Source organism: Mucilaginibacter gossypiicola (assembly GCF_900110105.1).
Taxonomy (GTDB): domain Bacteria; phylum Bacteroidota; class Bacteroidia; order Sphingobacteriales; family Sphingobacteriaceae; genus Mucilaginibacter; species Mucilaginibacter gossypiicola.
Genome location: NZ_FOCL01000017.1, coordinates 41,405 through 63,593, shown reverse-complemented (window position 1 = coordinate 63,593; position 22,189 = coordinate 41,405). Strand labels below are relative to the sequence as shown.

At 42.2% G+C, this 22,189-nt stretch carries 14 protein-coding genes; all 14 read left to right on the top strand.

The features are described 5' to 3' along the window. The first annotated feature begins 70 nt into the window (after positions 1 to 70). The 14 genes from BMX50_RS35100 to BMX50_RS31135 all read left to right on the top strand — a co-directional run bounded on the left by BMX50_RS35100 (position 71) and on the right by BMX50_RS31135 (position 22,188). Positions 71 to 1,780, top strand: coding sequence for a SusC/RagA family TonB-linked outer membrane protein (locus tag BMX50_RS35100; protein WP_091220613.1), 1,710 nt, complete (start codon positions 71 to 73; stop codon positions 1,778 to 1,780). After that, positions 1,777 to 3,354 carry a SusC/RagA family TonB-linked outer membrane protein gene (locus BMX50_RS35095; protein WP_091220609.1) on the top strand — a complete coding sequence of 526 codons (1,578 nt, stop codon included), beginning with the start codon at positions 1,777 to 1,779 and terminating at the stop codon, positions 3,352 to 3,354. The genes BMX50_RS35100 and BMX50_RS35095 overlap by 4 nt, the downstream gene beginning before the upstream one ends. Positions 3,355 to 3,368: 14 nt before the next feature. Beyond that, complete coding sequence (locus tag BMX50_RS31190) at positions 3,369 to 4,937, top strand: RagB/SusD family nutrient uptake outer membrane protein (RefSeq protein WP_091220607.1); 1,569 nt, start codon at positions 3,369 to 3,371, stop codon at positions 4,935 to 4,937. An 86-nt stretch (positions 4,938 to 5,023) separates the two neighbouring features. Continuing rightward, positions 5,024 to 6,472 (top strand): alpha-L-fucosidase, encoded by a 1,449-nt coding sequence (locus BMX50_RS31185; protein ID WP_091220606.1) that lies wholly within the window; start codon positions 5,024 to 5,026, stop codon positions 6,470 to 6,472. Positions 6,473 to 6,491: 19 nt separating this feature from the next. Further along, positions 6,492 to 8,567, top strand: coding sequence for a glycoside hydrolase family 2 protein (locus BMX50_RS31180; RefSeq protein ID WP_091220853.1), 2,076 nt, complete (start codon positions 6,492 to 6,494; stop codon positions 8,565 to 8,567). Positions 8,568 to 8,930: 363 nt separating this feature from the next. Then, on the top strand, positions 8,931 to 9,509 hold the full coding sequence (locus BMX50_RS31175) for an RNA polymerase sigma factor (RefSeq protein WP_091220605.1): 579 nt from the start codon (positions 8,931 to 8,933) through the stop codon (positions 9,507 to 9,509). A gap of 177 nt (positions 9,510 to 9,686) precedes the next feature. Then, on the top strand, positions 9,687 to 10,853 hold the full coding sequence (locus BMX50_RS31170; RefSeq protein WP_091220604.1) for a FecR family protein: 1,167 nt from the start codon (positions 9,687 to 9,689) through the stop codon (positions 10,851 to 10,853). 225 nt (positions 10,854 to 11,078) lie between these two features. Then, complete coding sequence (locus tag BMX50_RS31165; protein WP_091220602.1) at positions 11,079 to 14,513, top strand: SusC/RagA family TonB-linked outer membrane protein; 3,435 nt, start codon at positions 11,079 to 11,081, stop codon at positions 14,511 to 14,513. A 9-nt stretch (positions 14,514 to 14,522) separates the two neighbouring features. After that, the gene (locus BMX50_RS31160; RefSeq protein ID WP_091220599.1) at positions 14,523 to 16,016 is read left to right on the top strand and encodes a RagB/SusD family nutrient uptake outer membrane protein; all 1,494 of its coding nucleotides are present in this window, start codon (positions 14,523 to 14,525) and stop codon (positions 16,014 to 16,016) included. A gap of 19 nt (positions 16,017 to 16,035) precedes the next feature. Continuing rightward, the gene (locus tag BMX50_RS31155; protein WP_167668157.1) at positions 16,036 to 16,890 is read left to right on the top strand and encodes a DUF4843 domain-containing protein; all 855 of its coding nucleotides are present in this window, start codon (positions 16,036 to 16,038) and stop codon (positions 16,888 to 16,890) included. 11 nt (positions 16,891 to 16,901) lie between these two features. Further along, complete coding sequence (locus tag BMX50_RS31150) at positions 16,902 to 18,338, top strand: PKD-like family lipoprotein (protein ID WP_091220597.1); 1,437 nt, start codon at positions 16,902 to 16,904, stop codon at positions 18,336 to 18,338. A gap of 22 nt (positions 18,339 to 18,360) precedes the next feature. Continuing rightward, positions 18,361 to 19,113 carry a basic secretory protein-like protein gene (locus BMX50_RS31145; RefSeq protein WP_208864840.1) on the top strand — a complete coding sequence of 251 codons (753 nt, stop codon included), beginning with the start codon at positions 18,361 to 18,363 and terminating at the stop codon, positions 19,111 to 19,113. A gap of 51 nt (positions 19,114 to 19,164) precedes the next feature. Further along, positions 19,165 to 20,301 carry a TlpA disulfide reductase family protein gene (locus BMX50_RS31140; protein WP_091220596.1) on the top strand — a complete coding sequence of 379 codons (1,137 nt, stop codon included), beginning with the start codon at positions 19,165 to 19,167 and terminating at the stop codon, positions 20,299 to 20,301. A gap of 6 nt (positions 20,302 to 20,307) precedes the next feature. Next, positions 20,308 to 22,188, top strand: coding sequence for a protein-disulfide reductase DsbD domain-containing protein (locus tag BMX50_RS31135; protein WP_091220594.1), 1,881 nt, complete (start codon positions 20,308 to 20,310; stop codon positions 22,186 to 22,188). Position 22,189: the final 1 nt, after the last annotated feature.

Genomic DNA, 22,189 nt, shown 5'->3' with positions numbered 1-22,189 from the left:
CCCTGAAAAGTCATCTGATTAAACCGAACAAGTGTGTCGAATACTATTTCTAACTTAAACAGATACCCAAATGTATAAATTTTACCCTGAATTTTTACGTTGGCTGCAATGCCGTGTACCCAAATTACTGTTGATGATGAAACTTACCATTCTTTTATTATTTGTCACGATGATGCAGGTAAGTGCTTCATCTTTTGGCCAAAAACTTAATCTCACACAAAAAGATGTGACATTAAAACAGGTTTTTAAACAAATAAAAAAACAAACCGGCTATGACGTACTGTATCAGGCAGGTAAGTTGAACGCTTCGTCAAAAATTGATGCCAGATTTGTTAACGCATCTTTGGATGAAGTTATCAAACAATGCTTGCTGGGCACAGCGCTTGATTATACATTCTTCGAAAAAACGATAGTGATCAAAGCCGCCGAAAAGCAGGATGAGAACGTGGGCGTTCAGCCTTTTCCTGTTATTAGTGTTGTAGCCAATATCAATATAAAAGGTACTGTGGTTAATGCAGCGGGGCAGGTACTTCCGGGTGTTACCATCAGGGTACAGGGCGGAAACAGGGGCACGGTTACTGATGCCGAAGGAAAGTTTGAACTGAAAAATATCCTGCCAACCAGTGTGCTGGTTATTTCATCAATAGGATATGAGGATCAGCAGGTGCCTGTTGCTAATCAAAATACATTAACCATCACGTTAAAGGAAAGTTCAAAGGAGCTATCGCAGGTGGTTGTGGTAGGTTATGGCAGTCAAAAAAGAAGTGATGTTACAGGTTCAATCACCTCTATATCAAAACAACGACTGGAGAATTTACCGGTTACCAATATCCTGCAATCTATTGAAGGCTCAGTTCCCGGAATGAACATAACTTCAGGTTCATCCGCGCCGGGTTCTGTAAGCTCTATTTATGTACGTGGATTGCATTCTATTACAGCAAGTAATTCGCCGCTCGTTGTTTTGGATGGAGTGCCTTACAATGGTTCGTATAACGATATCAATACCAATGATGTAGAATCGGTGCAGGTATTAAAGGATGCTTCGGCTACAGCTATTTACGGTACCAGGGGCTCAAATGGTGTGATCATAGTAACCACTAAAAAAGGCAAAACAGGTAAACCGGCTGTGCAATACAGTGCATGGGCCGGGCCCGAGTATATGGCTCATGAAGTGAAGCCTATGGGAGGCGCCGAATACGTACAGAAAAACCTGGATTATGACGCTCAGGCTGGCAAAACCCCGGCACCTGTACCTAATTTGTATGAGCAGGATAATTACAAGAATGGAAAGGAAACCGACTGGATTAAGGCAATTTCGCAGCAGGGGTTTATTCAAAATCATTCCCTCAACGTATCCGGTGGTACTGCCGATGTTAAATATTATGTTTCTGGTGATTATACCCAGGAAAAGGGCATTTTAAAGGGCTATCAGTTTCATCGCTTCAACATCCGCTCAAATCTTGATGCCAATATAACATCATGGCTTAGTGCGGGGGCCAACATGTTCTTCAATAACAACAACTACGATGGTGGTAAATCCAACCTGTACATGGCTACTACCATGAGCCCGTACGGGCAGGAGTATAATGCACAAGGCGGTTACCAGATCTACCCTATGTATCCGGAGGCATTATATACCAATCCGTTATTGGGGCTTTATCAGCCCACTATTAACAGAAACAGAACCTGGAACGGTAACTTTTATGCGGAGGTTAAACCGACTTTTATTAAGGGCTTTAAATACAGATTAAATACGGGTTATGCCTCAACCCAGGTATGAGCGGCGATTATACAGGTAGAAACACCGGCGATGCCATTGGCCATGCTACCATATCTAATTCAGAAGTAAACCACTGGCTCATTGAAAATATTTTTAGTTATAACCGGAGTTTTGGCAAGCACACTATTGACTTTACCGGCCTGTACAGTTCGCAAAAGGACTATACTTTTACCAATACGTTAAATGCCAATACCTTCATTAATGATTTAACCAATTTTTATAATGTTGGGTCGGCGCAAATTCAGCAAACTGCATCAAGTTATACACAAAGCACTTTACTATCGCAAATGGTGCGTATCAACTACAGCTACGCCGGTAAATATTTATTGACCGCTACTGCCCGTCGTGATGGTTTTTCGGGGTTTAGCGCTGCCCATAAATATGGCACTTTCCCCTCTGTTGCCTTAGCCTGGAACGTAAACGAAGAATCATTCCTGAAGGGAATATCATCTATATCACAATTAAAGCTACGTGCTTCGTACGGTATATCGGGCAACCAGGGGGTATCATCCTATAATACCTTAACCACATTGGGCTCAACTCAATATATTTACGGCAGTACTACCACAGTTGGCTTAGTCCCAAGCGCTATAGGCAACGGTAATTTAAAATGGGAAAGCACCAAGGGCCTCAACATCGGCCTTGATTTTTCTATTCTCAGAGATCGTATCACTGGTTCCATCGATGCTTATGATACTAAAACATATAACCTGCTGCTATCCCGCAAAATCCCTTATATTACCGGCTATACTACCATATTGGATAATATTGGTAAAACAGCTAACAAGGGTATCGAGCTTTCCATCACCAGCAGGAACATCAGAGGAACTAATTTTTCATGGGAAACCAATGTCAACTTTTCGGCCAACCGTAACAAATTGGTACAGTTATACGGGGATAATAAGGACGATATCACTAATAATCTTTTCCTTGGCAAGCAACTGTACGCGGTTTATGATTACAAATTGATAGGTATATGGCAAAAAGGAGACGATTTTACTGTTGACCCCAGCGCCAAGCCCGGCGACCTGAAGTTTGCCGATTTAAATGGCGACGGCAAGATCAATACTGCTGATCGTACTTATCTGGGCTCGAGGCTGCCTAAATATATTGCCGGTATGACCAATACATTCAGGTATAAAAACTTTACTTTAAGTGCATTTATACAAACTTTTCAGGGGGCACTTAAGCCTAATCCTATTTATGATTACAGGGATCAGGCAGGGCGTATTAATCTTCCGGCAGGTATAGGTTACTGGACTGCGGCTAACCAAAGTAATACCCGCCCGTCATTAAGCTATAGCAATTCAAGGCAATATACTTACCCGGTTTCGGGCTCTTATACCCGTATTAAGGATGTTACCTTAAGCTATAATTTTCCGAAACAGATGCTTGAGGGATTAAAAATTGCGAACCTTCAGGTGTATGCCAGCGGGCGTAATATAGCCACTTTCTCCAAATGGTTAGGCTGGGATCCCGAAACCGATTTTTATAGCTACGCCGCCAATCAAGGCAGCTCGTTCTATCCACTGGTAGCTACGGCGGTTTTAGGTATCAACATTACTTTACAATAATTAAAAACTAAATCATGAAAAGATTATTTTCATTGCTTCTCATAGGTATAACAGGAATGCTTGCATTTAATTCCTGTAAAAAAAGTTTTTTGGACGAAGACATCCGGACACAGTACACACCATCAACGCTAAAAGATGTTTTAAGCTTTGAAGCAGCGGTAACCGGGCTGCAAAAAATAGTGAGGGATCAGTACGAGGGCGATCAGGGCATTATAGCCCTGCTCCAAACCGGTACGGATGTTGCCCGTAACGGTCAAACAACATCGGCCATGGCCCCGTACGAAACTTATTCACAGCTAAATTCGCAGGATGCGGCCTCGCTTAGCTTCTGGCGTTGGGGCTACCAGGTTATCAATGCCTCAAACGTAATTATCCAGGCGGCACAGTCTGGCAATACAAGTTTAACTACGGCACAGGCTAATGGTTATGTAGCCGAGGCAAAGTTTTTTAGGGCTTATGCTTATAATTTTTTGTCGACATTATTTGGAGGCGTGCCTTTAATAACTGCGCCAATAACTGCGCCTAAAACAGATTACGTAAGGGCTCCTTTAGATACCATCATCAATTTACAGATCAATGACCTCAATTTTGCTACTGCAAATTTACCCGATGTCGCTCATGTTACTGCCGAAGGCCGCATTAACAGCGCCGCAGCCGCACAATTGTTGGCTATCACTTATCTGCGGGCAAATAAACCGGCCCTTGCAGAAACCCAGTTAAGCAAAATAATTACCGGCGGTGCTTACAAATTGGTAAGCAATCGTTATGGCATTAATTCGCTATTGCCAGGCGATGCTTTTTCTGATATGTTTATTTATGGTAACATGCGCCGCAGCCAGGGAAATAGCGAAGCAATTTGGGTAGTTGAAGAAGCTAATATCCCCGGCGGTTACAGCCCGACAGATCAGCACCGAAGGGTTTGGGTGCCGTTTTACGTAAACATTCCGGGTATGCTGGTTGCCGATTCATTGGGAGGGCGTGGCATTGGCCGTATCAGGCCTACCAACTGGTGGACATATAGCTTGAATTTGAATAACGATATGCGGAATTCCCGCTACAACATTCAGCGTAAGTATTACTATAATGACCCGGCATCAGCCAATTACGGAAAGCCGGTTGTGGTTACTTCCAACACCGATACCATTCAAAATATATACGCACATACCACAAAATGGAACTCATACACCAGCGCCGATCCGTTTGGCACTATCACCTATAAAGACCGTATTTATATGCGCCTTGGCGAAACCTACCTTTTACTGGCCGAAGCTCAGTTTAAGCAAGGTAACACAGCCGGTGCCGCTGCAGCTATTAATATGCTCCGTACAAGGGCTAATGCGCCGCAGGTACAGGCATCGGATATTGATATGGATTTTATTTTGGACGAACGCGCCCGCGAACTTATAGGAGAGGAAGACAGGCGTATAACGCTGATGCGGACAGGGACTTTGGTGGAAAGGGTGAAAAAATACAACCCAACCTCCGCCGGTTCTATCAAAGATTATAATATGCTGCTGCCTATCCCGCAATCAGAAATTGATGTAAATAAAGGAGCAGCGTTAACACAAAACCCGGGATATTAAAATTCAGGCGGTCTTAACAGAAGTTAAGACCGCCTGTTCAATTAAACATAAGAGATATTATTGATGAAGCGAGGAGATCTGGTACGATGAAAAAGATATTATTGATTATAATTACCGAATGTTGTTCTCTTTTGGGCGGAAGTGTATATGCCCAGGAGGTAACATCTCCGGAAAAAAAGATAATCCAACTGCAACATGGCGCCCATAGGCTGGGGCGCAGAAATGATGCAGACATGGCCCGGTGGAGGGCTTATGGTTTGGGACAATTTATTCATTGGGGCTTATATTCAATACCTGCGGGTGAATGGAACGGCAAAATGTATAACGGCGCGGCCGAATGGATCAGGACCTGGAAAGAAGTATCGCCGCAGGCTTATGACTCGTTAATTTACCGCTTTAACCCAACAAAATTCAACCCGGATTCATGGGCCGCCGTGGCTAAGCAAATGGGGGTGAAGTATGTTACTATTACTACCAAACATCACGATGGATTTTGTTTATGGCCGAGTAAATTCACCGATTTTACGGTAGCTAATTCGCCTTATAAAAAAGATATTATCGGCCCGCTGGTAAAGGCTTACGATAAACAGGGGATAGATGTGATATTATACTTTTCTGTTATGGACTGGCACAATCCCGATTGGCGGTATGATATCAAAACCCGTGATGATAGCATTGCCTTTAATCGTTTTAAACAATTTACCCGTAACCAGCTGCTTGAACTGTTAACGCAGTATCCATCGGCTAAAGGGCTTTGGTTTGATGGTACCTGGGATAAATCATGGGTTAAACAAGCCGCTTTTGCCGACTCTTTGGAAACAGAAATGCGAAAACTACACCCGGGCCTGATCATAGGTAGCCGTTTTCGGGCCGATGAATACGGTAAACGCCATTTCGACTCGAACGGCAACCTGATGGGTGATTACGAGCAAGGCTGGGAACGCAAAATTCCGGAAAAAATAACGGACGTTCACGGCAATGATTGGGATTGCGTAATGACTATTCCCGAAAATCAATGGGGCTACGCCAAAACATGGCAGGGGCATATAAAAACCGCCGATGAGTTGCTGGAGATGCTGGCTAAATGTGTTTCGCTGGATGGTAATTTTGTACTCAATTTTGGCCCTAAGCCTGATGGAACGCTGAGGGCAGAAGAGCTTAGCCTGGCTAAAGCCATAGGCGATTGGATGACCGTCAATAAAGAGGCTATTTACAACGGAGAGTATGCTGGTTTCATTAAGCAGGATTGGGGTTATTTTATAAAGAGTACCGCGAGCAACAAAATATATATGCTGGTATTTAATATACCTGTGTCGGGGGTGTTAAGGGTAGCCACTCCATCACATATGGCGATCCGGAAAGCGTATGGCCTGGATAATGCGGCTTCCAATTATACGTCCGAAGAAATAGGTTCATCCACATATTTTATTCACCCTAATCAGCAAATAACTCCTAAAAAACCGTTTGTTATTGTTTTAGAAACAGGTGAAGAGGCAAAAGGCCAAACCGGTGGCTATGAAAAAGCAAAAACCTAAGCAGACATTATAAATGAATATGAAATATAATTGTGTAAAATACCTTTTGTTATTAATTACGGCTGTTTGCTTTAACAATGAATGCAGCGCCGCGCAACAAATTCCAGTAACTTCCCGCCAGCTTATACCTTTTAATCAGGACTGGCAGTTTAAAAAGGCTACCTATAAAACTAATATCTCATTAGCTACTGCCGACTGGCAAAACATCTCCCTTCCGCATACCTGGAATAATAAGGATATTCAGAAAGGAAAGGGTTTTTACATGGGTGATGCTTTTTACAAAAAAGACTTTAAAGTAAATAACGACTGGAAAGGCAAACGTGTTTTTATTCGTTTTGAAGGGGTAGGTACAGTTGCCGATGTATATGTGAATAATAAACTGATTGGGGAGCACAAAGGGGCTTATGCAGCTTTTTGCTTTGATATCAGTAACTCGCTGCGGTATGATACAGTTAACACGATATTGGTAAAAGTAAATAATGAAGAACGTCCGGACATCATTCCCATCAATAATAAACTGTTTGGTGTGTATGGAGGCATTTATCGCCCGGTAAACTTAATTGTAACGGGTAAAATCAATATCAGCACAACTGATTATGCTTCGCCCGGTATTTATATTAAACAGGATGTAAATGCCCAAAAAGCTAACCTGAGCGTAACTGCTAAAATTGAAAACAAAGAAACCCAAATACAGGAGGTAACCGTGAAAACGGTAATCAGGGATAGGGGTGGCAAAATAGTAAAAGAAGTACGGCAAAGCGAACTGGTGAAGCCGCAGGGTATAAACATAGTTGCGCAGCAACTATCGTTAAATAACCCTCATTTATGGAACGGCCGGAAAGATCCTTATCTGTATTCGCTTACTACATCAATTATTAAACAGGGCAAAACTATTGATGAAGTTACCCAGCCGCTGGGTTTAAGGTATTTTTCAATTGTGCCGGGTAAGGGGTTTTATCTTAACGGGCAGCCTTATCGCTTATATGGTGTTTGCCGCCACCAGGAGTGGCAGGATTATGGGAGCGCCCTGAGTAACGAGCAACATAAGGCTGATCTGGATATGATCTATGAAATAGGGGCAACTTCGATCCGTTTTGCCCATTATCAACAAGCCGAATATATTTATTCTAAATGTGATAGTATGGGCTTTGTTATTTGGGCCGAAATTCCGTTTGTAAACGCAGTATCAGCCCAGGAAGGGGAGAACGCTAAACAACAGCTTACCGAATTGATAAGGCAGAATTATAATCACCCGGCAATTTACAACTGGGGTTTGCACAATGAAGTTTATTCCAACTCGGCAGATGGATTTGTACCGGTTTTAACACGTGAGCTTAATGATATAGCCAAAACAGAAGACCCCGGTCGTTTTACCGCGAGCGTGAGCGGTTACGGCGAAATGGACCGTCCGTCAAACCTGGCTGCCGACATTCAGGGCATAAACAGGTATTATGGCTGGTATGAAGGCAAAATTCCTGACCTGGAAGACTGGGTTACCGGTCTGGAGAAAAACTATCCCGATCATAAAGTTGTACTCTCTGAGTACGGAACGGAGGCTAACGTAAACCAGCAACAGGAAAATGTTGGCGAAACGGGCGATCCGGGAGCTCAATTTTGGCCGGAAACTTATCAAACCAAATTTCACGAAATACAATGGGGCATTATAGCCAAACATCCTTATCTGGTAGCATCATATGTTTGGAATATGTTTGATTTTTCGGTACCGTCGGCAAATGGTGGTGGTGTACCTGCCCGTAACATGAAGGGACTGATCACCTATGACCGTAAAATAAAAAAGGATGCGTTTTACTGGTATAAGGCCAACTGGAGCGAAGAGCCTGTACTTTACATCAGCGGCCGCCGGGACTCGGTAAGGGTTGAGGCTGTAACAACTGTGAAGGTATTCTCTAATTTACAAAATGTAAGCCTGTATCTTAATGATCATAAAATTGCCCAAACCGAAACGGGTACTACCCGGTATGATCTTGTTTTTAAAAATGTACATCTGCAGCCCGGGGCCAATGAGTTAAAAGCAGAAGGATACCGGGATGGCAAAATAATAACAGATCATATTATCTGGTATTTGAAACAGTAAGTGAACTTGTTTGTGGTGGAAAGTAGCAAATGCGCAACCTTTATCGAAAGATGAAAGTTGCGCATTAATTTTTTAAGGCCCCTCCGCGCCTTTTCGTAAAGCGCATAGTAGTATTAAAGTTTGTGATTGATCTCACTTATTGAGATGGATTTTTTTCTGTGGGGTCCTGACCAAATACCCAGGATAAAACGGTCAGGCCCTCTTTGTTTTTGACGTTTCGCAACTAAAATTAAGCTAACGTAAGCCTGCCAATTTTATTTACCGGATAATTTCTATATTTGGATTTAACGCATAAACTAAGCATTAAACCACCATGATGTTTGTGTAAACTAACCTGGAATATATAGGAAATTTAAATAACACATGGCTCCCCTTGATTTATCAGCCGACGACACTGAACTTCTAAACTTAATTAGCAACGGAAATAAGCCCGCGTTTGATGCTTTATATAATAAGTATTGGAAACAGGTTTATAATGCAGCATACAAAAGGCTCAATGATACCGAGCGGGCGCAGGATGTAGCTCAGGATGTTTTTGTACAATTGTGGGTACGCGGATCACAATCACCGATTGAAAATTTACCGGCTTATTTGCTGGTTGCAGCCCGCAACGGTGTTTTCAAGTACATGGAAAAGGAGTCGCGCTATGCAGCGCTGCCCGATACCGCCCAGGAGATCGAAAGCACATTGGGGCGTGCCGATGCTAATGTACTTCACGACGAATTTTTGAAAGCTTTTAATGAGCTTATAGATACTTTACCGCCTCAGCAACGCATTATATTCAATTTGCGCTTTAATGAAGGCCTCTCAAGCCAACAAATTGCCGATCAACTGGAAATTTCACCCAAAACTGTCCGCAATCAGATGGGGAAGGCGCTTGCTACACTTCGTAAATCACTTTTCTTAATCCATGTATTGCTTTATTTTTATCAAAGAGGTTGATAAAACGTTTTTTCTTTAATGATAATACGTTATTTTTATCAATAATGATGGTTTGTTGCTGATATTTTATCATTATGGCTTTAAACGTGCATTGTTTTTAAATAAAACATTAAAAATATTTTCAATTAACATGGGCTATTTTCATTTTGCCGACTCATGTATATATAAAGGATGTAAATGGACGAGGCGAACAAACAATATTTTATACAAATACTAACAAAATACAGGCTTGGCGAGGCTACTCCGGAAGAAATTAATTTCCTGGAGTCGTATTATAACCTGTTTGATTTAAACAATGACCTCATTACTGATGAAAATGAGGCCGACTACTTGTATCTGAAAGATGCCATTAAAGCAAACGTTGATGAAAGGATAGCACAATACCAAAAAAAGCCGGTTATGATGTCTTCAAGATCTGGCTGGATCACGTATGCCGTGGCGGCCTCAATTCTGTTGTTTATTTCGGTTGGTGCTTACTTTTTTATTCATAATACTCATAAGGCCGATAATTTTGCCGCAAATACTTACAAAGGTATAATGCCCGGCACTAACAAGGCGACACTTACTTTAGCCAATGGTACAACCATATCGCTTGATGATGCTGCCAACGGGCAAATAGCTAAACAGGCCGGCGTAAAAATCAGCAAAACGGCCGATGGGCAGATCGTTTACCAGGCCGACGCAACAGGGCAGGATCAGGTTGCTCAAAATACGGTTACCACACCTAAAGGCGGCCAGTACAAGATCATCCTGCCCGATGGTACTAACGTATGGCTTAACGCAGCATCGTCAATAACTTATCCAACTGTGTTTAAAGGAGCAGAACGTGAAGTAACGCTCAATGGCGAGGGATACTTTGAAGTGGCTAAGAATAGAGCAATGCCATTCAGGGTAAAATCTGCCTTGCAAACTATTGAGGTATTGGGTACGCATTTTAATATCAATGCTTATGCTGATGAGGGCTTGGTTAAAACCACACTGTTGGAAGGCTCGGTAAAGGTAACATCAGCAACAAGTTCAATACTTATTGTTCCCGGCGAACAGGCTGTAATTGATAGGAGCGGCAATGGTGCTATCAGCAAGCAGCAGGTAAACATTGATAAGGAAGTGGCCTGGAAAAACGGTGTATTCTCATTTGCAGATGAGGATATCCGCGAGGTAATGCGCCAGGTAAGCCGCTGGTATGATCTTGATGTGGTTTACGAAGGCGATATGCCAACCGAGAAATTTTTCGGCGAGATTTCAAGGAGCAGCAACCTGGCCGATGTTTTCAGGATCCTGGAGCTTAACAACATGAAGTTTGCGGTGGAGGGCAAAACAGTAAAGGTATCCTACGGTAAATAATTTAACCTTAAACTTTATACTCACTTACAACTAAACAAACTAAATGCTAATCACTAAAACAAAACTTAATGGAAAAACAACTACGATAAATCTCAGATACAATTCTCATTAACAGGCCAAAAATTAACCGGAAGCCTCTCACCGCTTCCGGTTTTAAATAGGTCAGGCAGCACAAGATGTCGAAGCCCTGAGCTGCATTTTATTAACCCAATCTTATTCAAAAATATGAAATTAACTTTTCTTTACAACGCCGTATGCGCAATACGGGGGGTAAAGTGCAAATTCTTATTAGTATTGAAACTCACCACTATACTATTGCTTGTTGGCGCGTTACACTTATCCGCTGCAAGTTATTCTCAAACGGTGACTATATCTGGTAAAAGTAAAAGCCTCGAATCGGTTTTTAAGGATATAAAGCGTCAAACCGGCTATTTGTTTTTTTATAGCGAGAAAGTGAATTTAAAAGGCAAAACAGTTGATGCCGATTTTCATGACACACAGCTTGTTGATGTGCTTAACGCGTGTCTTAAAGATTTTGATCTGAGTTTTACCATCGTATCTAAAACCATCGTGATTCAAAATAAGATACCTGAGCCGCGGCCGGCACCGGTTGAGCCTATGAGCAAGATTCCGGTGAGCGGGCGTGTGTTGGATTCGGTGAGTAAAACCACTTTACCAGGCGTAAACATTGCTCTTAAAGGGGGCAGGGGAGTAATAGGCCAAACCAATGATAAAGGGGAATTTAATGTACAGGCAGATGCAGGGCAAACATTAATATTCTCGTTTATGGGCTACAAATCGGCAGAAGTTAAGGTGGTGGCAGGCCAATCGATTGTAGTGAAGCTTTTGCCTGATATTAATAACATTAAAGACATTGTGGTTACGGGGTACCAAGTTATCAAAAAGGATAACTACACCGGTAATGCCATCACGGTAAGCGGTGCTGATTTGAAGCGTAATAACCCGCAAAACGTAATCAAAAGTATAGCCTCGTTTGATCCGTCGTTTAAAGTACTTGATAATAACCTTATCGGTTCTGATCCGAATAAACTGCCAAAGATCAATGTGAGGGGTACCACAGCTATCCCTTCCATAAGCGATGATATACTTGATCGTAATAATCTTTCAAGCAATTATAATCTGCCGGCATTTATCCTTGATGGCTTTGAAGTATCACTTCAAAAAGTAGTTGACCTTGATATCAACCGTATTGAATCAGTTACCTTATTAAAAGATGGTGCTGCTACCGCGGTTTATGGTTCAAGGGCCGCCAATGGTGTAATGGTTATTACTACTAAAGCACCCGTTGCAGGAAAACTGCAGCTATCATACAATTACGAACTTACCTTCAACGGCCCCGACCTGTCCGATTATCATGTGCTTAACGCAAAGCAAAAGGTAGCCTATGAACAACTTGTTGGTTTATATGATACCCAAACATCTACCAGCGGTGATACAAAACAAGATGAGCTTGACGCTCAGCTGTTCACGCGATTAAAAAATGTGGCGAGCGGTGTTAATACTTATTGGTTGTCACAACCTTTAAGAAATGCCTATCAGCAAAAGCATTCGGTTTATGCACAGGGCGGCGATCAGTCGTTCAGGTATGGTATCGATCTGCGTTACCAGACCCAACCAGGTGTAATGAAGGGATCTGACAACACGCGCTATAGCGGTGGTGTTAATTTTACTTATAATCCAAGTTCAAAGTTGATCATCAGGAATGATCTTACCATTACCCAGGTCAACCAGGTTAATTCACCTTACGGCGATTTTTCTACCTATGTAAATGCCAATCCATATTTCCCGATAAGGGATAGTACGGGCAGGTTAGTACAGGAACTTGCCAACTGGCGTGTAAATACCGGTCGTATGGGAACTGACCAATATATTACCGAAAATATATTTAACCCTTTGTATGAGGCCAGCCTGAGTAGTTTTAATAAGGCAGCTTACACGGAGATATTGGAATCATTCTCTGCCGACTATAAAATAACCAAAGGATTGCGCTTGAAGGCATTAATGAGCGTTAACAAAACCAATTCAACAACTGATGCTTATGTATCGCCGCTAAGTAGTGTTTTTTACAACGTTGCTTTAGATAAGTTGAATACAAGGGGCACTTATGACTATGGCACCAACGCCAGCCTTAACCTTGATGGTAACGTAACCATTAACTATAACAAGCAATTGGGCGATCATTATTTCAACCTCGTTTTAGGCGCTAATATTTTGGCTTCAAAGTCCGATATTAAATCGTTTTCAGCACAAGGTTTCTCAAATGACAGGTTTACCAATATTGGGTTCGCCCGTACTTATAAAGAAAATTCGGCCCCTTATGGCGATGTAACTAAAACAAGAACAGCAGGTGCTTTCTTTTCGGGCAACTACGCGTTCCAAAATAAGTATCTTTTGGATGCATCAGTGAGGGTAGACGGTTCATCAGCTTTCGGTGCTGACAGGCGCTATGCACCATTCGGGTCATTAGGTATAGGGTGGAATATTCATAAAGAGAATTTCTTGCAAGGTTCAAACGTAATAAGCCAGCTGCGTCTTAAAGGGAGTATCGCTACCCTTGGCTCTATCAGTTTCCCGGCATATCAGTCACGGTCTATTTACTCGTATGATACTCAGCACTGGTATTCAACAGGTATTGGCGCCACCATATTGGGGTATGGTAACAGCAATTTGGAATGGCAAAAAACCCGAACTACCGACGTCGGTATGGACATTGGTTTATTTAAAGATAAAGTAGTACTGTCCCCAAGGTATTATTACAAACTTACTAAAGGCTTGATCACCGATATCAACCTTGCACCGTCAACAGGTTTCAATACGTATAAAGATAACCTTGGCGATATGTCGAATAAAGGTTATGAACTATATCTGGTGGCCCAGGTTTTTCACACTACAGATTGGAACATAAACGTAACTGGTAACCTTGCACATAACGTTAATAAGATAGTTAAAATCTCTGACGCACTTAAAGCGTTCAATAATAACATAGATAATTTTCAAACCAATACGGATAATAATGCCTTCTCAACACCACTTACCCGTTATGTTGAAGGTAAATCACTGAACACCATTTATGCTGTTAAATCATTAGGTATCGATCCTGAGAACGGCAAAGAGATCCTGGTGAAAAAGAATGGTACATTAACCTATAACTGGGATGTTAAGGACATACAGGATGTAGGCAATACCACTCCAAAGGCCGAAGGTTTTTTTGGTAGCACGGTATCATACAAAAGGTTTATGATGAGCTTTAGCTTTCATTACCGTTTTGGTGGCCAGGCCTTTAACCAAACCCTTATTGACAGGGTTGAAAATGCCGACCCGCGTTATAACGTTGATAGCCGCGTACTTGAGCAAAGGTGGAAACAACCGGGTGATCACACGTTTTTCAAAAACATTGCCGATCTCACCGATACCTACGTGTCATCGCGGTTTGTGCAAAAGGATAACCTGATAGAGTTGCAATCGCTTTACTTTTCGTATGATTTTAAACCGCAGGCCATTAAACGCCTTGGGCTTCAAAATCTGAGGCTGGCAGCAACAGCTAACGATATTTTCAGGGCTTCAACTATTCAGGCCGAGCGTGGTATTAATTATCCCTTTGCCCGCAGCTTAACATTTTCATTACTGGGTTCATTTTAAAACATAACCATGAAGAGATATTTAATTTTTATAATCCCATTGCTGGTGTTCACATCATGTAAAAAGTTTTTGGATGTACAACCAGAATCTGATGTAACTAAAGAGCAGCTATTCACTTCCGAAGATGGGTTTGAAGAAGCATTAAATGGTGTTTATGCAAGGTGCACAAAGACAGATCTTTATGCAGGTAACCTTACGTTCAGTAACCTTGATATCATGGCACAGAACTACTCGTTTTCAAATACCGATTTTCAAAAGATTGCGTCTTTTCAATACAATCAAAGTATCTTGAAAGACAAAAACAGCCAGATCTGGTCGTCTGTTTATAATGCGATAGGTAACTGTAACGAGATATTACAGGTAATTGATAAGCAAAAGACTGTATTTTCGGGTAATAATTACGCCATTATAAAGGGCGAAGCCCTGGCATTGCGTGCCTACCTGCATTTTGATCTTTTGCGCATGTTTGGCGCTTCATACAAGTACAATCCAAACGCTAAAGGCATACCATATGTAACTAATGTTAGTATCAAAAGCACACCATTTTCATCTGTAGGCGATGTGCTTAACTATGTCATCATCGATTTGCGTAACGCGCGTACGCTGCTAAGCAATACTGACCCTATTCTTTCTCCTGCATATATTGTTGGGTATCCCAATAAAGCCTATCCCAGTGGATATACAGGCCCAAAACAAACAGAAACAGCGGTTAGTAGCTTGTTTTTGCAAAACCGCCGGCACAGGCTTAATTATTACGCGGTATGTGGTGAGCTTGCGAGGGTTTACCTGTACAAAAACGATTATCAAAATGCCCTTTCTAATGCAAACGATGTAATAAACGCCAACAAATTCCCCTGGACACAAAAAGACGATGCCTTTAACAATAATGTTGAGCAAAAAGATCGGGTATTTTACAACGAACTGGTATTTGGCTGGTATGCACCTCAGGCCAATGACGGAAATGCCCTGGTTACGCTGTTCAGTGCAACCAATGTTGCGCAATATCAGCCAACACCGCTGCAGTTAGATAATATTTATGAAAAAAGTACCGTGGGTGCAGAAGACTGGCGCTACAGACAATGGTTTTTTACCGCCACGGATGTAACACCAAACCGCAGCTACCTGATTAAATATTTGGTGAACAGTTCGCCTCTAAATAATTTGCACCCGCTGATGGCCCCGGGGTTTCGTTTAACCGAAGCTTATTATATAGCAGCTGAGGCCATTTACGATAGCAATCCTACCAAAGCCATTGACTATTTAAATACCGTACGCACACACCGTGGTATAATTGATCTGCTACCTGCAACTTTAGGCAAAACGGCTTTTATGAACGAGCTTGTTAAAGATGCCCGCAAGGAATTTTACGGTGAGAGCCAGATATTTTACATGTATAAGCGGTTGAACCTTGATATAGTGGCGGCCAGCGGCCAAATCTATCCTGCATCAAACAGCATTTATGTATTCCCGATCCCCGACGACGAAGCGGCTTATAACAATTGATCCCAAACCATTTATAACAATGAAAAGAAATATATTTTATGTTTTATTGGTAGTTGCGGCTTTTGTTGGCTGCAAAAAAGACCAATTGCTTACTTATGGCTCAAGGGATAATATCTATTTGAATTATAAGAATAAAGATGGTAGTCAAGACACATCTGTGTTAACTTATTCCTTTGCCTATAACCCAACCCTGGCCCAGGATACTGTTTGGGTACCGGTAATAATTTCGGGCCAAAGATCAAAAAGCGAACGCAAGTTTGCCCTAAGCATTGTGGATACATCAACCACAGCCAAAACAGGCTTGCATTACGAGGCGCTTAAATCATCATACACTATGCCTGCCGATTCGGGTACTGTTAAAGTACCTGTTATTATCAAAAATAATGATCCTGAGCTTGCAAATAAATCGGTGATGTTAACTATACAGGTTTCGGGTGGGCCGGATTTTAACTCGTTGTTACCAGCTATGTTAAGGACTAAATCTATCCTTTATTCGGCGCGACTGGAGCAACCTGCCTGGTGGATTTACTGGATGGGGAACCTTGGCCCTTACAGCAGGATAAAACATCAGTTGTTCCTGATCTCATCGGGGACTATTGATTTAGTTGATATGTCAAAACCTAACGCTTATCTGCAAATCCCGCGTACGTTGTATTATCTCGACAACATGAAAACATTTGTTAATGATCCGTTTGCATGGGTTGCACGATACCCTGAAAAAGGCTATGTGCTTACCAAAAGGACTGACGGGAGCAAGGATTATGACTTTTATAATTCTTCTGCGCCCGATAAGAAGTTTTACCTCAGGTATTACGCTCTTGCAGACAGGTACTTTTTCGTTGATGAAAATGGTCAACAGATTATTATCAATTAAACACTTAGGTCATGAAATTAAAATCTATAGCTATATTGGTGTTCATAACGGTACTTTATACTTCATGTAAAAAAGACCCGGGTAATTATGTATACTCGCCACCTTCAGAGCCGGTAGTTGCCGGCCTTAATAATGAAACCTTTCCTGCCTTGCTTGGCGATACGCTTACTATACAGCCAAAGATCACTTTAGCTGGTGCCGATCCGCTTAAGGACCTTGATTTTGAATGGCACATCACCGTTCAGGAAGAACTTCGTGAAGCAGTGTATAAGGGTTATCCCCTAAAAATGGTTTACAATTTAGGCCCTGGCGATAGGGCATGCAAGCTTACCATTACTGATAAACGAAACGGATTGTTTTATAATTTTGTGTTTAAAATAACCGGTACAACCCAGTTTTCGGCAGGGAGTATTGTGTTGAGCAATGACAACGGGGTTACCAAACTATCATTTGTAAAACCGGATAAAACGATGTTGGGCGATATCTATAAATCACTTAATAAAGACGATTTACCTATCAATCCGGTTGAGCTGTATTATTCAAAACCATTGCCTTACCAGCCTAATACCAAAGAGGAATATTGGGTGCTAAGCAACGATCCTAATAAAAGCGGGGTGGTGCTTGATGCCAGTACCTTGTTAAAACGGACAGATTTTGCAGCGCAATTCTTCTCGCCGCCGGCTGTCATCAATACAGGTTACCTGGAGCCGTTTTTAGGACCTGTACAAATGGGAACAGTGCCAACAGGGGTTATCAACGGTAAGCTATATGTGGGAGTATCCTCAACAGCTCCGTTTGCTGATGATTACGGCAAATTTGCCAACGAACAAGGTGGCGATTATACCATGTCGAAATATTTTACCCACGGCAGCTCATTTTTTATCGGTTATGATGTTAAAGGAAAAGCCTTCATCACCTTTGGATCCGATGGTACTTACTCTGGCACCAATTATAAAATTGATACTGCAAGTACCGGTTTTGATCCTAAAAATGTAGGATACGATAATTTGTTATTCATGAAGCCCACCGAAGGGGGCCCTTCATACGCTTTCTTTAAAACTGCGACAGGTACCATAACCGAACTAAGTTTTAGCTACCCTATGGGCGATGACCGGACATTTAAAGGGCTGGGCAAACGCATATTTAAAGGCAGCGCCTTAATTGATGATGATACCAGGTGGGTGGTGAACAGCTTAAACGTGTTTTATTTTTCATCAAAAGGGAAAATTTACCGCTATAACCCAATTAACGAAGATATAAGACAGCTCGACGCAGACTTTGGGGGTAAAAAGGTATCCATGATGAAGATCAGCCTGGATGATAATACCCTAACAGTGGGTGCAGATGGGGCAGTTTACACGCTTGACATAAGTGTTTCTAAAACCGGCAACATCACCAAAACAATAACCGGAATACCTGGCGAACCAATAGACATAGTGATCAGATAAGAAAGTAACCTATAAAAACCATATGAAAATATTAAATAACAGCATGAAAGTTTTTGTGTTGATGGCCACAGCTATGACTTTAACCAGCGCATGCTATAAAAACAAACTGGCTGATGATCAGGATCAACCGCAGGCTAAGCCCGTTTTTCATGACTACCTGTCGCAGGATTCGGTAACCAAAGGCTCATACACCCTGATCTTCACCAATTATTCGCCCGATTTTGCTACGGATGCCGGTAACAAGGTAAAAGACAGGATGATTGACGCCTTTTTTAAGGTTTATCCAGAGGAGGCGTCAATTTACAATCCCAAAACGGCTATAAAGGTTCATTTCAACATCGATCCATCGTACACCGGAGTTGCCGAAACGGGGAACGCCATCGTGCGTATTAATCCTAAATGGATGCTCGCCACGCCTACAGACCTGGATGTGGTTACCCATGAGGTAATGCACATTGTACAGGCCTATACAGGCAGTAATCCCGGATGGTTGGTTGAAGGGATTGCCGATTATGCCCGGTATACATTAGGCGTCGACAATGCTGCTGCCGGTTGGTCCTTGCCCGATTATAGCGCAGATCAAAACTATACAGGCAGTTACCGCATAACTGCTCGCTTCCTGGTTTGGCTTGATAAGCATGTAAAAGCAGGTATAGTAAAAGATTTAAATGCCGCTTGCCGCGATAATACTTATTCAGATCAAACCTGGAAAACTTTAACAGGCAAAACGGTTGATGAGCTTTGGGCTGCTTACAGCAAAAATCCAGCTCTTTAATTAATTCAACTAATAAATGTTTACGGCTTTTAAAGCTTAAAAAATAGAAAAATGAAAAAACGATTTCTGGCTATCGCCATTCTCTTGCCTGCGGTAAGCATGGCTCAGAAAACCAACTTCAGCATTACCGGTCATATCGGTAAACTGGATAAACCTGCCAAAGCTTACATCGATTATATGGATAATGGCACAAGCCATGAAGATTCAAGTGTGGTTGTAAACGGTACATTCAAATTTACAGGCAATATATCAGGTATAACTACCAGTCGCATGGCATTTGATCATACCGGCCAGGGCAAGCAGCACGCTATTTATGCCCCTAATGCCGATGTGGTTTACATTTACTTCGGTAAGGAGAACATGGTGTACACCTCGGCCGATTCATTGGTAAACGCCAAAGTTACCGGCTCAAAAGTGTATGATGAGTTTCAGGCTTACAATAAGCAAATCGGCGGTACCATAATGGATTTAACCAAAGCCGTTAATGCCGAATTTTCACGCGCCACGCCAGAGCAGCAAAAAGATACTGCTTTTGTAAAAGCTATTGACGCACGTTATCGCAAAAACATTGCCGATAGAAATGAAAAGCAATTTCTCTTCGCCAAAAATAATCCTAACTCATATTTTGGTTTGGTAGGCTTGTCCGAATCGGCAGGTACCAAGGTTGATGTTGATAAAGTTGGCCCTGTGTTTAAAGCGCTTAATGCATCGTTGCGCAGTACCGATGTAGGTAAGGAGCTTGAGCAACGTATTCAGGCTGCCGGTATCACTGCTATTGGAAAGCAAGCTCCTGCTTTCACTCAAAACGATGTAAGCGGAAAGCCGGTTTCTTTGAGCGATTTAAAGGGCAAATATGTTTTGGTTGAGTTTTGGGCAAGTTGGTGTGCGCCCTGCCGTGCAGGTAATCCCAACCTGAAAAAGCAATACGAACTTTATAAGGACAAGGGTTTCGAGATCATCTCAGTTTCGCTTGATAATGTAAAGGAAAAATGGGTTGACGCTATTGCCAAAGATGGTTTGCCGTGGATCCAGGTTTCTGATTTAAAAGGCTGGAATAATGCTGTTGGCCGTTTATATGGTGTAAGGGCAGTACCGCAAAGCTTTTTGCTTGACAAAGACGGTAAGATCATCGGCAATACCCTGCGCGATGAATCCCTGAATACCAAACTTGCCGAACTTTTTAATTAAACAGATATGAAAAAGATCACATTGGCTTTGCTGCTTTGCGTTATGTTTAGCGCCGCCGCTTTTAGTAGTGTCATAAAACATGGAGCGGGTAAAATAGCGCTCCATGTTTTATATGTAGGTTATGATCCGGCCAAACCCAAGCCTGATCATATTACATACTACAGCACAGCCGCAGGTGCAGTAGATGAAGCCTGGAAAACCCGTATGGCCGATTTTAAGGCATTTTTAGAAAGGCGTTTTGAGAAAGTTGATGTAGTGGATGTGAGAGATTACGATGCCTCAATGTCTGCTAATGTTGATGTAACCATTGCTGATGCAGGCCCTATAAAATTACCTGCCAATTTTGACAGGCCTATAGTTTTAATGCATCAGCTGGCCCCTGATGTGGGTATGCCGATAGGACTTAAGTTTGATTGGTATTGCCAGTGTTTGGAGGAGGACGCGCTGAATATCAAAACCAGTCACGCCATATTTAATACCCCCCTAAAAGTGAAGTTAACACTGGTTAACAGGCCTACACCGGGTTCTTTTTTTAACGGTTTTCAGGGTGCAACCACGCCCAAGGAACTGCCTATATGGAAGGTGATCAAAGAAGATCCTGCAGCTAAGGATAAATACATTATTGGCATGGTGGCACACGGTGAAGGATTTAATGATTCGCCGGATGCCGAAGCTATAAGTGGCGGCGTTTGTTTAAAAAATGCTGAAGCAGTTGCATTAGGCAGGCATGGGAACTATTTTATGTGGGGATTTTCTGCTTCGCCCAATCACATGACTGATGAAGCTAAAGATGTATTTGTGAACACCGTTTGCTACATCAAAAAGTTTGATCACCGGGCACCTATCATGAAAAAAGTGCAAATAGAGAATCGTGAGTGGATAAATGAAATGATTTACCGTAGTGATAAAGCTTTATACCAAAAAACGCTGATAGCCAGGAAAGAAGGCAACGCCCGCCTGCTTAAAATGCAGCAGGAGCTTAAAGACCGTAAGGCAAAAGGCGAGGATATTGGTAAAGGTAACGAGGCGTTTTTAATGATGCCCGTATCCGACGACGTACAAAGCTTTGACGATTACCTCAAAAGCTGGACCGGCAGCGGCATGTATGATATGTTTGGTACCAACGTAGAGGCTTATCATAAGTATTATCGGGATAATCTCGAATACTTTTATCCAGTTGATGCTTATTCGTTGCAGGTTGATGAGGATGCAAAAAAGCTGGGAATCTCTAACCGTAAAATTGAGTTGCTTGAAAAATGTATCAGCATGCTTGAGAAAGGGGAGGAGCCTGCCCTGGCCCAAAGGGTATTGGAAAGATATACTACCGAAAAATTCACATCAGCTCAGGAATGGCGTACATGGTTAACCAAAAACAAATCCAACCTTTATTATACCGAAGCCGGCGGTTTTAAATTCATGGTGAATACCTATAAAACAGAAACGGCGGCAATTACACCCGCTCCAACAGGCGACATTAAAACTGCAAACGCGGGAACAGTACCAACTCGCACAGATCCGGTGATAGTGAGCGCCACCCTGGTTGATGATGCAAACGGGAAAAAACAAGTAGTTGTTAAAGCCGATATTTTACAAGGCTGGCATATTTATGCGTACGTGCCCAAAGATAGCCCTTTTATTACCGCGCAGCCCACTATCGAGCTGCCCAAAGGTATAACAAGCAGCGAGTGGCAGGCATCGGCCGGGGTACCATTTACCGGAGGTGAAGGCATGTTTATTTGGGAAGATAAGGCAACATTTAAAACGGAAATAAATTCAGCCTCGCTAAAACCGGGTATGGTAATTAAATGTGGGCTTTACTACCAGGTTTGTGATAACAACAAATGTTTCCCGCCAAAAAGAAAAATAATTGAAATACAGGTTTTATAAT